This window comes from Bacillus mesophilus (genome assembly GCF_011008845.1).
GTDB lineage: Bacteria > Bacillota > Bacilli > Bacillales > SA4 > Bacillus_BS > Bacillus_BS mesophilus.
In genome coordinates this window covers 221,036-232,714 of record NZ_JAAIWM010000003.1, presented here as the reverse complement: position 1 = coordinate 232,714, position 11,679 = coordinate 221,036, and the positions used below count along the sequence as shown (strand labels likewise).

Annotated in this window: 10 protein-coding genes; all 10 read left to right on the top strand. The window is 33.7% G+C overall.

Going from position 1 to position 11,679, the window contains the following annotated elements; genetic code table 11:
* The first annotated feature begins 16 nt into the window (after window positions 1–16).
* The 10 genes from G4D63_RS11105 to secA all read left to right on the top strand — a co-directional run bounded on the left by G4D63_RS11105 (window position 17) and on the right by secA (window position 11,651).
* On the top strand, window positions 17–337 hold the full coding sequence (locus G4D63_RS11105; protein ID WP_163179711.1) for a hypothetical protein: 321 nt from the start codon (window positions 17–19) through the stop codon (window positions 335–337).
* Entirely contained in the window at window positions 330–2,231 is a 1,902-nt protein-coding gene (locus G4D63_RS11100) for a glycosyltransferase family 2 protein (protein WP_163179710.1), read from the top strand. Before G4D63_RS11105 ends, G4D63_RS11100 begins: the two co-directional genes overlap by 8 nt.
* 30 nt (window positions 2,232–2,261) lie before the next feature.
* The gene (locus tag G4D63_RS11095; RefSeq protein ID WP_163179709.1) at window positions 2,262–4,280 is read left to right on the top strand and encodes a methyltransferase domain-containing protein; all 2,019 of its coding nucleotides are present in this window, start codon (window positions 2,262–2,264) and stop codon (window positions 4,278–4,280) included.
* 142 nt (window positions 4,281–4,422) lie between these two features.
* Window positions 4,423–4,791, top strand: a complete 369-nt coding sequence (gene flaG / locus G4D63_RS11090) for a flagellar protein FlaG (protein ID WP_163179708.1) — start codon at window positions 4,423–4,425, stop codon at window positions 4,789–4,791.
* A 25-nt stretch (window positions 4,792–4,816) separates the two neighbouring features.
* Window positions 4,817–6,895: a flagellar filament capping protein FliD gene (gene fliD, locus G4D63_RS11085; protein ID WP_163179707.1), complete on the top strand. Its 2,079-nt coding sequence runs from the start codon at window positions 4,817–4,819 to the stop codon at window positions 6,893–6,895.
* A gap of 24 nt (window positions 6,896–6,919) precedes the next feature.
* Window positions 6,920–7,321: a flagellar export chaperone FliS gene (gene fliS, locus G4D63_RS11080; protein ID WP_163179706.1), complete on the top strand. Its 402-nt coding sequence runs from the start codon at window positions 6,920–6,922 to the stop codon at window positions 7,319–7,321.
* Window positions 7,321–7,671 (top strand): flagellar protein FliT, encoded by a 351-nt coding sequence (gene fliT / locus G4D63_RS11075; RefSeq protein ID WP_163179705.1) that lies wholly within the window; start codon window positions 7,321–7,323, stop codon window positions 7,669–7,671. Before fliS ends, fliT begins: the two co-directional genes overlap by 1 nt.
* A gap of 173 nt (window positions 7,672–7,844) precedes the next feature.
* Window positions 7,845–8,042 (top strand): cold-shock protein CspD, encoded by a 198-nt coding sequence (gene cspD, locus G4D63_RS11070; protein WP_149218746.1) that lies wholly within the window; start codon window positions 7,845–7,847, stop codon window positions 8,040–8,042.
* 361 nt (window positions 8,043–8,403) lie between these two features.
* Window positions 8,404–8,952, top strand: a complete 549-nt coding sequence (gene hpf, locus G4D63_RS11065; RefSeq protein WP_163179704.1) for a ribosome hibernation-promoting factor, HPF/YfiA family — start codon at window positions 8,404–8,406, stop codon at window positions 8,950–8,952.
* 188 nt (window positions 8,953–9,140) lie between these two features.
* Window positions 9,141–11,651 carry a preprotein translocase subunit SecA gene (gene secA, locus G4D63_RS11060; protein WP_163179703.1) on the top strand — a complete coding sequence of 837 codons (2,511 nt, stop codon included), beginning with the start codon at window positions 9,141–9,143 and terminating at the stop codon, window positions 11,649–11,651.
* Window positions 11,652–11,679: the final 28 nt, after the last annotated feature.

Genomic DNA, 11,679 nt, shown 5'->3' with positions numbered 1-11,679 from the left:
AAAAAGGAGAAATTAGATGAATCATAAAGAGTTAAAAGAAACAATAATACAATTAATTGATAATATAGTAAGTAGAATTGAGCAACTTAATAATTATACTTCCGAACAGGAGGTAGAAATAAAAGAAAGGTTTATTTTTTTAATTGAAGACTTAGATATTTTAATAAAAGGTGTTGAACATTTCGATCCTGAGCAAAATAATGGAGAACTTTTCTACATATTAAACCGTCTAGTTGAAATTTTAGAGAACAATGAGTTTTATCTACTTCAAGATGTTCTTAGCCAAGAGCTTTCACCTATATTGCTACATTGGAGAGGTATCATTGATAATGAGTAACATTAGACTAAGTATTTGTATGATGGTCAAAAATGAGGAAGATAATTTAAGAAGATGTCTGACCAGTATACAAAATTTAATTATAAAAAATAATGTAGAACTAATTATTATTGATACGGGGTCTACAGACAATACTGTCGAAATTGCAAAAGAATATACAGAAAAAGTTTTTTTTCATGAATGGAACAACTCATTTTCGGAAATGAGAAATATATCCATATCTTATGCTAAAGGAGATTGGATTTTCATCTTAGATGCAGATGAGGAATTAGATAATGAAGATAATTTATTAAAAATGTTAGAAGCTGATGATATATTACAGAATTATAATACGATTCAGCTGTTACTAAGAAATTTTACTACAAATGATAAAAAAGAATTTTCACAAATACCCCATATGAGGTTTTATCGTCGTACAAAGGACTTCAAATTTTCAGGTTCTGTTCATAATCAACCGGCCTACCAATCCCCTATCTATACCAATAAATATCTTATATTAAACCATTATGGCTATAATTCACAAGATAAACAGTTAATGGATAGGAAATTCAATAGAACTAAAACTATGCTTGAGAATGAGTTGGAAAGAGAACCTAATAATATATACTATAGGTATCAATTGGCACAGTCTTATAGTATGCATAATGAATTTGAAAATGGTTATAAGGAAATTGTGAAAGCATATAAACTCTTAAGGACTAATGAACAAAAAAAGTCATTTGGGTATGTTTATTTAACATATGTAAACATCTGTCTACAATTGTCAAAGTTCTATGAAGCAATTGAAATATCGAATGAAGGTTGTTCGTTTATTGATGATTTTATAGACCTATATTTTGTTTCTGCAGTTTCTAAGTTGAAAATTGGTATGCATGATGGACTTCAAGAAGAAGTAGATAAGTACCTCTTTCTTTTTGAACATTTGAGTGAAACAACGATTTTGCAAAATGGAAGTATTGAGCTGTTTAGAATCACTTTAGAATCAAGAGATTTATTATTAAGAGATTATTCTAATTACTTGTTAAACCGTAATGAAGATATTAGTAAAAAGTATATATTAATGATTAATGACGCTTTAACAAAAGACAGATTATTGGCAAGATATTATATGATATCGGAAAATTATAAATCTATAGTTGAGTTACTGTCATTATATAATAATGAAGAACTCCACAATATGATTAAACTAATAGAACAAGAAGTTATGAAAAAGGATAAGGTTACTCAAAATAAAATCTATAAAATATTCAGTAGTAACGAGTCGTTATATGGCCGCTATAATTTTTTTAGGATTTCTGATTCCAACAATAAAAAAGAATATGTAAAAGATTTCGAACGTAATTTAGATGAGATCATTAATTTCCCGATTTATTGGGACATTTTTAGCTATCTTATTGAGTTAGACATGGACAGATTTTTTAACTTACTTAAAAAGGCACAGAGTTTAAAAATAAAAGAGATCGCAAAGTATGTAATAAATGAGAATCATGAATTATATAAAACTATACTGGAGTATTTAACAAAGAAAACCTTACGTGTGAATGATTTACATGGAAATAGAGTGTTTTTATCTCTGGCAGCGGCCTTTTTACTAGAAGTAAATAAAAAGGCAGACAGCGATAACTATTTTGCACTTTATAGCCAATATATCGAAGCTGGGGTTAACTATACGAAAACAATTTTTAAACCTGAGATTATAAAATTAACGTATAATACCCTGGATGATTCAGAGTTAAAACTTTTCATGATATACACTATCATTCAAGAGCTAATAAATAATAAAAATATAAACCCTGTTTTAAAGTTGTACAAAGAGGCAGTTTTGGCTTGTCCATTTTACTCAGACTTTTTAGAATTAGAAGTTCAAAAGTTAGAGGAGACAATATTTGCATAAGAGAACATAATTTAATTGGAGTGAACCAAAATGCTTAATCAAGATGAGCGGATTAGTAAAATAAAAAAAGATATTGAAGGGTTAATTAATATTGGGAAAACGCTTGATGCAGATGAGCTATTAGAAGATTTAAGAGCAATTTTAGTTAATGATCCAGATTTTTATAGTATGAAAGGTGTAATAGAGTTAATTAAGGGGAATTTAGATATTGCTACTCAATTATTCAAAAAGGGGCTTACTTTTGCCCCAATGCATTATAACTTAAATTATAACCTTGGGTATATTTACAAGGAAGGAAAACAAAATGAATTAGCATACGAATATTATAAAAATGCTTTAGATTTTTCAGTAACTCAAGAAGAGACTTTAGAAGCAGAAGCCGTCCTCAATGATTTGAAGAATAAGATTTCGCCTTTGAAAAGGGAGAGAAAAAGGCTTGCATTTTTTGTTAAAAAGGGACTGGATCAATTTATTGATGAAATTATCAATAATCTTTCAATTGATTATCAAACTAAAAAGATAATTGTAACTCATATAGAAGATATTGATAAGGGTATGGAGTGGGCCGAAATTTGTTGGTTTGATTGGTGTGATGAACTATTAATTCATGCTAGTAAAAAGATTAAAAACAATAAGAAAAAAATTATATGTCGACTTCATAGTTATGAAGCATTTACAAATAATGTGAGTTCGGTTAACTGGGAAAATGTTGATAACCTTATTTTCGTATCAAATCATATAAAAGATTATGTACTCAAACATAATATATTACCACCTGATTTAGAAATAGAAGTAATTCCAAATGGTATTAATTTAGACAGATATAAATTTGTGGAAAGAGAAAAGGGTTATAATATTGCCTATGTAGGATATATCAATTATAAAAAGGGACCAATGCTATTATTACACACGTTTAAAGCAATACATGATTCAGATAACAGATATAAACTTCATGTTGCGGGGGCATTTCAAGACCCAAGATATGAATTATATTTTAAGCAAATGATTAGTGAACTAAAACTTGAGAATGCTATTCATCTATATGGATGGGTAGATAATATAAATGAATGGTTAAACGATAAACACTATATCTTGTCGACTAGTGTACTTGAAGGTCATCCGGTAGGTGTCATGGAGGCAATGGCAAGAGGAATAAAACCACTTATTCATAACTATGTTGGGGCAAAACAGCAATTCAATGGATATGTATGGGATACAATTGAAGAAGTTGTAAACAAAGTAAACAGTACAGAATATTCCCCTGTAGAGTACAGGGACTTTATAGATAAGAACTACTCTCTTGCGTCACAAATAGATAAACTACATTCTTTATTAAGTTCCTTTAAGGATTTTGTTATAGATCAATCTTTAGATATTTCGGATGAAATTTCGGATGAAACTAATAATCAACCTTCAGAAGAGACTGTAGAGAAATTTTACAATAACTTTCTTTCATATCTAAAAACAGATAGAGAAAGAGAAAATCCAAGGCACATAAGATTGAAGAAAAGGCTCAGTGATATTATAAAGGAAGAACATACTGTATTAGACTTAGGATGTGGGATTGGGATTACTTCAGAATTCATAAAGTCTCTTGGAGTGAAAGAAGTAATAGGGGTAGACTTATCACCAGAGTTAATTAAATATGCACAGGAGACAGTTAATAACGTAGAATTCATAGTTGGCGACATTACAATGACTCAACTAAATAAGAAGTTTGACATTATCACTTTATGTGATGTTATAGAACATATTCCTAGAGACAAGTACCAACTTCTTTTTAACAATATTTCAAAACATCTTAAAGAGGATGGACAAGTCTATATAAGTATACCTGATCCAGATTATTTGGATTATGTGAGATTAAAAAGTCCTAAAAGTTTGCAAGTTATTGACAACTCAATTACTTTAAATGAGATAAGAGAATTTTGTAATTCTGCTGAGCTAAACATATCATTGTATAATATTTTTGGGATCGATGTTGAGTATCAATATAATGAATACTTGCTTAATAAATCAAATGTTAAAAAGTGGAATATATTTGGATGATGAATTTTTTAGAGATACAAAATAAAGCTCTCAATTTGAGAGTCTTTTTTTTGTGGAAAATATGGTTTTTACTAAAAAATAAAAAAAAGATGACGATAATAACTATAAGAATACTAAGAATGTGATAAGTGAGGAAATCCATATGGCGATTGATCATCTTTCTTCTAATAGCCCGAGGCTAAATCTTGATAGCAAAAATTTAAATATTAAGACGTCTGATAAGTTGGTTATAGAAAATGATAAAGTAGTAAATAAAGATCGTGAATTGAATGAATCTAAAATTTCAAAAGAAGAGATAGAAGAAGTAGTTAAGCAAATGAATCAATTTTTATTACAACCTAATCGCACTTCTGTTAAATTCCAACTACATGAAGAGTTAAAGGAATACTATGTAAGTGTAATTGACGAAGCCTCACAGGAGGTTATCCGTGAGATTCCTTCAAAAAAGCTTTTAGATGTTTATGCTGCAATGACAGAGTTCCTAGGATTGGTTGTAGATAAAAAAATATAGTTATAAATAGGTGAGGTGACTAATAATGAGAATCAGTGGACTTGCAAGTGGTATGGATACAGAGTCAATAGTTAGGGATCTAATGAAAGCAGAAAGAATTCCACTTAATAAGTTAAAACAGCAAAAACAAAGGCTAGAATGGCAACGTGACGGTTATCGTGAAATGAACTCATTACTTCTTTCTCTAAGAAATGAAACTTTTAATATGAAGTTATCCTCTAAATATCGGGTTCGTTCAGTTAATAGTACTGACGATAATAAGGTAACTGCATCTGCAACAAGTCTTGCTACTGAATCATCCTACTCTATAACTGAAATAAGAAGACTTGCTTCTGCCGCAACAAAAGTAAATAATGGATCAATTTCCTCCAGTTCTACTAACAAAATTGATACAAATAAGGATTTATATAGTGAACAATCTAAATTAGTAAACTCTACTTTTAATTGGAAAGCTGGAAGTGTAGAAAGTAAAACGATGGTAGCAGAAGCTGATCGTACTGAGTTCAATTTAGAATTAAATACGACAGCAGGAACTAAAGTCGTGGATATTAACAACACTATAGTTAAAGTAGATGGAAAGTCATATAAGGTGGTTGGTACTACACCAGCTAATAGTGATGAGGTTTGGGTTAAAGAGGATGGAACACTTTCATTTAAGGATCCCATTAGAAAGGGGAGTTCCGTTAAGGTTGATTTTGCAACAAATCAAAAAATAGACACCTATAGCATGACTAGTGCTTTTAAAGAAATCCAGTTGAGTAAAAGTTCAATCTTTGAAGGAAGCCCCTTACAAATTAAGGTCGGTGTAGATAGTTATTCTACTTCCGGAACTAACATAATTGATAGTGCAAACAATATTGTGGGTAGTATTGATTATAAAAGCGGAAAATTAACATTTACAAATGAAATTACAATACCAACTGGACAAACATCACTCGATGTCTCAGTTACCTATGCCCAGAATTACTTTTCATTTGATATGTCTACATTTACTTCAAAGGGACAAATTAATGAAAATTTTCTTATACAAGGTTCCGAATCATTAACTAGTACTCTTGGTAAAATTAACAATTCAAATCTAGGATTAACAGCATTTTATGATTCTTTTTCTGATCAAGTAACTTTTACTAGAAACGAGACTGGTAATTACCGGGGTGCGGATGGAACAACCAATGCAACATTAAATGATCCATTAAATCATGAAATTTTAACGTCAGCTGGATTCATTGATGATGTATTACGGTTTTCGGGTGCTACTGAAACAGGCGGTGATAATGCTAATTTTACCATCAATGGACTTCAGACAGAACGGACAACAAATATCTTTGAGATGTCAGGTGTTACTTTCACACTTAAGAATAAGTTGGCTATGACAGAACCCCCTGTATCTATTAGTATCAAGAACGATACAAACGGAGTCTTTGATAATATTAAGTCATTTGTGGATAAATACAATGAAATCATAACTAAAATACAGGAGAAGACTTCCGAAACGTTTTATCGTGAATATTTACCACTAACTGATGAACAACGTGAAAGTTTGTCTGATAAACAACAAGAACAATGGGAAGAAAAAGCTAAAAGTGGTCTGCTAAGAAGAGATTCTTTACTTAGCGGTGTGTTAAGCCAGATGAGAACAGATTTTTATTTACCTGTAACTAACTCAGAAGTAGATTCTAATTTTAACCAGTTAGCAACTATAGGACTAACAACCTCTCCTAATTACTTAGAGGGAGGAAAGCTTTATCTTGATGAAGCTAAGTTAAAAAAGGCAATTGAAGAAAACCCTTCTTCTGTTGAAAAGTTATTTACTAGTTCTGGTAGTACAAACGGTGAATTAGGTATCGTAAATAGATTGTATAATAGTACGAAGAATTTCATGGATAAGATTACTGAACGTGCAGGTTCCTCTTTATCGACAAATAGTAAATTTACAATAGGAAAGAATTTGTTAAATATTGATAGCAGAATTAATAGGTTTGAAGATAAACTTACAAGAACTGAAGACCGCTACTGGAGACAATTTACCGCAATGGAAAAAGCCATCCAACGTTCCAATGAACAATCGATGTTCCTTATGAACGCATTTAACGGAGGCATGTAATTAAAATTCTAAGGAGTGTGAAACATGGCACTAACGAATCCTTATCAATCATACCAACAAAACTCAGTTAACACAGCTTCTCCTGGAGAGCTTACGTTAATGTTATATAATGGATGTTTAAAGTTCATTCATCTCGCTAAAAAAGGGATAGAAGATCAAAATATCGAAATGAAAAATACTAACATGTTAAAAGCTCAAAAAATTGTTCAAGAACTAATGGTTACCTTGAACATGGATCAAGCGATATCAGAACAGCTTCTTCCTCTTTATGACTATATTAATCGTCGTTTAATTGATGCGAATATCAAAAATGACATTACGATTTTAGAAGAAGTAGAAGGTTTTATCACTGAATTCCGAGATACTTGGAAGCAGGTTATTCAAATGAATCGCCAGAAGCAGTTTACCGAAGCTGGTCGGGTTTAATGAGTCAGGTGCAAGAAATTTATGATCTAACTACTAGATTATATGAACTTCTAAAGGTTGAAGGAACTAATGAAGAACGTGATGTGGTGATTCCGGAAGTAGATTTATTGTTAATCAAGCGGCAAGAATTGCTTGACCAACTTAAAGACCCTTTTTCAGATGAAGAAAAACTAATGGGACAAGAGATTATTGAGATGAATAGAGTCATTGACGAAAAAATGGTTCACTTGAAGTCTACTATTCAGGCTGACATAAACAAGCTCAAAAAACAAAAGTCTTCCAACGAAAAATATACAAATCCGTATAAGAATGTCTCTCTTGACGGCACCTTTTTCGACAAAAAAAAATAACCACTTCACCCACCCTGTAGACACCATTCTACAGGGTTTTTCAATCTTTTCAGCTCTGTCGAAATACCAAATAAAACCTCGAAAAGTTAAATTTGACTTAACTGGGCCCATTCGGTATATTCGAATTGTGGACGTTGTTCACAGTACATGATTTTGAAGGGAATGTTGTATCAATGCAAGGTAAAGTTAAATGGTTTAACGCAGAAAAAGGTTTCGGTTTCATCGAGCGCGAAGACGGAGACGATGTATTCGTACATTTCTCAGCAATCCAAACTGACGGATTCAAGACTCTTGAAGAAGGTCAATCTGTAGAATTCGAAATCGTTGAAGGAAACCGCGGACCACAAGCGTCTAACGTGACTAAGCTTTAATTTCTAGAAATTATACACTCGCCTTAAAACGATTGTTTTTTCATCGCTTATCATATAAGCACGAAAATTAAAGCAACAGAGAGAACTCACCTCGACCAGGAGGTGGGTTTTTCTTATTTAAGTAGCTCCAGCTTCCGGCCCCTCGAAAAAACATTTGGTGTGGAGCATCCGCTTTTTGTGCCTCTCACCATTATCTCCCAATAAATTTTTTCTAATCTTCTTTTCTTAGTCATGAACCTACTTTTTGGAACATAAACATAATTCACAAAAAATTCAAACATTTTATTAATGTTTAGGAAGGACTTGTCTAGGGTAGTGTAGAATAAGTATGTATAGCTTGTATAAAGGAGGAGTTTCAGATATGAAGTTTAACATTCGTGGTGAAAACATTGAGGTAACTCCAGCATTACGTGAGTTTGTTGAACAAAAGGTAGGGAAGCTTGATCGTTACTTTGAAGATGGACTTAACGCTAATGTCAACGTGAATCTAAAGGTTTACAATAACAAGCAAAAAGTTGAGGTTACCGTTCCGATGACACAATTAACATTGCGAGCAGAGGAACAGCATGATGATTTGTATGCAGCGATTGATTTAGTGCTTGATAAGCTAGAGCGTCAAATTCGAAAGCATAAAACACGAGTAAATAAAAAGCTGAGAGATCAAGGATCTCCTAAGTTTATGTTTACCAATGGAGTGGAACCAAAAGGAACTTACTTAGATGAGGTAGACGAGGATGAGGTTGTTCGTACAAAGCGTTTTAATTTGAAGCCAATGGATAGTGAAGAAGCAATTCTACAAATGAATATGCTTGGACATAGCTTCTTTGTTTACACTAGTTCATCTACGAATAATACAAATGTGGTCTATAAGCGTAAAGACGGAAAATATGGAATTATCGAACCTAGCTAAACTTGATATGACGCAGTCGCATTTTCGGCTGCGTCTTTTTTTCTTCATATATTTTTATACACCATTACTTTTCCTGTAATGATTGGCATCAGTTCTCAGTTAATGGTAATATTAAAGTTGGATACATATATAATAAAAAGTAGCATTTTACCTTTATGGGGAAAACAAGAAAAGAGGAGCGTTTTTCAATGCTTGGAATGTTAAAGAAAGTATTTGATGGTAATCAACGTCAGTTAAATAAATATCAAAAAATCGTTGATCAGGTGGAAGCATTAGGACCTGATTTACAAAGAATCTCAGATGAAGAGCTACGTTTAAAAACGGCTGAGTTTAAAGGTAGAGTTGAAGCTGGTGAATCATTGGATGCTATTTTACCAGAGGCTTTTGCTGTTGTCCGTGAGGCGGCTGTTCGTGTATTAGGAATGCGTCCTTTCCCAGTTCAGATTATGGGTGCCGTTGCACTTCATGAGGGGAATATCGCAGAGATGAAGACAGGGGAAGGTAAAACGTTAACTTCTACTTTACCTGTTTATTTAAATGCGCTTTCTGGAAAAGGTGTACATATTGTAACGGTAAATGAATATTTGGCCACTCGTGATGCGACTGAAATGGGTAAGCTTTATGAGTTTCTTGGTTTAACTGTTGGGCTAAACTTAAATGGTTTAACTCGTGAACAGAAGATCGAGGAGTATGCAAAGGATATTACCTATAGCACAAATAATGAGCTAGGTTTTGACTACTTACGTGACAACATGGTTCTTTACAAAGAGCAAATGGTGCAACGACCGCTTAATTATGCAGTAATCGATGAGGTTGACTCTATTTTAATTGATGAAGCACGTACTCCGTTAATTATCTCGGGATCTGCTCGTAAATCTACTGGTTTTTATCTACAAGCAAATGGGTTTGTTCGTACGTTAAAGGCTGAAGAAGATTATAATTATGACGTTAAAACAAAGGCTGTTCAGCTAACTGAAGAAGGTATTACAAAGGCTGAGAAGACTTTTAACCTTGAGAATTTATTTGATCTGAACAATGTGACGGTTCTGCACCATATTAATCAAGCTTTGAAGGCACATGCTAGTATGCACCGTGATACCGATTATGTTGTTCAAGATGAAGAGGTAGTAATTGTTGACTCGTTTACTGGTCGTCTAATGAAGGGGCGTCGTTATAGTGATGGACTTCACCAAGCGATTGAGGCTAAGGAAGGTCTTGAAATTCAAAACGAAAGTATGACGCTTGCAACGATTACGTTCCAGAACTACTTCCGTATGTATGAAAAGCTTTCTGGTATGACGGGTACAGCGAAGACAGAGGAAGAGGAATTCCGTAATATTTATAACATGAATGTTGTGGCAATTCCTACGAACCTTCCGATTGCTCGTGATGACAGACCAGATTTAATTTTCAAATCAATTGATGGAAAGTTCCGTGCAGTTGTTGAGCATATTGCTGAATTACATCACAAGGGACAACCTGTTCTAATTGGTACAGTTGCGGTTGAAACATCTGAATTGATTGCTAAATATTTGACTAAAAAGGGAATCAAGCATAATGTCTTGAATGCGAAAAACCATGAACGGGAAGCTGAAATTATTGCTGGAGCGGGTCAAAGAGGTGCAGTAACGATTGCAACCAATATGGCTGGTCGTGGTACTGATATTAAGCTTGGCGAAGGTGTAAAAGATTTAGGTGGACTTGCAGTTGTTGGTACAGAGCGACATGAGAGCAGACGTATTGATAATCAGCTTCGTGGACGTTCTGGTCGTCAAGGTGATCCAGGTTTAACGCAGTTCTACTTATCGATGGAAGATGAATTAATGCGCCGTTTTGGTTCTGATAATATGAGAACGATGATGGAACGATTGGGGATGGATGATTCTCAGCCAATTGAAAGTAAAATTGTTTCTCGTGCCGTTGAATCTGCGCAAAAGCGTGTTGAGGGTAATAACTTTGATTCACGTAAGCAACTTTTACAATATGATGATGTGTTACGTCAGCAACGTGAGGTTATTTATAACCAGCGTTATGATGTATTAGCTTCGGATGACTTGCGTGAAGTGGTTGAAGGTATGATTAAATCAACGATTGATCGTAATGTTCAGGCACATTGTCCAAGTAATGAAGAACCAGAAGAGTGGAATGTAAAGGCAATTGTTGACTTTACTGAAGCAAATCTTCTTTCTGAAGGAGAGCTTTCTGAGAATGAACTTCGTGGCATAGAAGCAGAAGAGATTTCTGAGCTTATCTTTGGTAAGGTAAAGGCTAAGTATGATGAGAAGGAAGCGCAGCTAGAGCCTGAGCAAATGCGTGAGTTCGAGAAGGTTATTGTTCTTCGTGCTGTAGATAGCAAGTGGATGGATCATATTGATGCCATGGATCAGCTACGTCAAGGTATTCATTTACGTGCTTACGGTCAAATTGATCCGCTTCGTGAGTATCAGATGGAAGGCTTTGCAATGTTTGAAGCTATGATTGCTTCGATTGAAGAAGATGTTGCGAAGTATGTCATGAAGGCACAAATCCGCAACAACCTCGAGCGTCAAGAAGTAGCTAAAGGTCAAGCGGTAATTCCAAACGCTGAAGGTAGCGAAAAGCCGAAGAAGAAGCCAGTTGTGAAGGACGTTACTATTGGCCGAAACGATCCGTGCTATTGTGGAAGTGGTAAGAAATATAAGCAGTGCTGCGGTCAGTAGCATATAAATAGATGACCTAAAAGCTTAT

What these genes read in the sequence shown, in the direction of transcription:
- G4D63_RS11105 (WP_163179711.1), top strand. Translation starts at nt 17, where the DNA reads ATGAATCATAAAGAGTTAAAAGAAACAATAATACAATTAATTGATAAT.
- G4D63_RS11100 (WP_163179710.1), top strand. Translation starts at nt 330, where the DNA reads ATGAGTAACATTAGACTAAGTATTTGTATGATGGTCAAAAATGAGGAA.
- G4D63_RS11095 (WP_163179709.1), top strand. Translation starts at nt 2,262, where the DNA reads ATGCTTAATCAAGATGAGCGGATTAGTAAAATAAAAAAAGATATTGAA.
- flaG (WP_163179708.1), top strand. Translation starts at nt 4,423, where the DNA reads ATGGCGATTGATCATCTTTCTTCTAATAGCCCGAGGCTAAATCTTGAT.
- fliD (WP_163179707.1), top strand. Translation starts at nt 4,817, where the DNA reads ATGAGAATCAGTGGACTTGCAAGTGGTATGGATACAGAGTCAATAGTT.
- fliS (WP_163179706.1), top strand. Translation starts at nt 6,920, where the DNA reads ATGGCACTAACGAATCCTTATCAATCATACCAACAAAACTCAGTTAAC.
- fliT (WP_163179705.1), top strand. Translation starts at nt 7,321, where the DNA reads ATGAGTCAGGTGCAAGAAATTTATGATCTAACTACTAGATTATATGAA.
- cspD (WP_149218746.1), top strand. Translation starts at nt 7,845, where the DNA reads ATGCAAGGTAAAGTTAAATGGTTTAACGCAGAAAAAGGTTTCGGTTTC.
- hpf (WP_163179704.1), top strand. Translation starts at nt 8,404, where the DNA reads ATGAAGTTTAACATTCGTGGTGAAAACATTGAGGTAACTCCAGCATTA.
- secA (WP_163179703.1), top strand. Translation starts at nt 9,141, where the DNA reads ATGCTTGGAATGTTAAAGAAAGTATTTGATGGTAATCAACGTCAGTTA.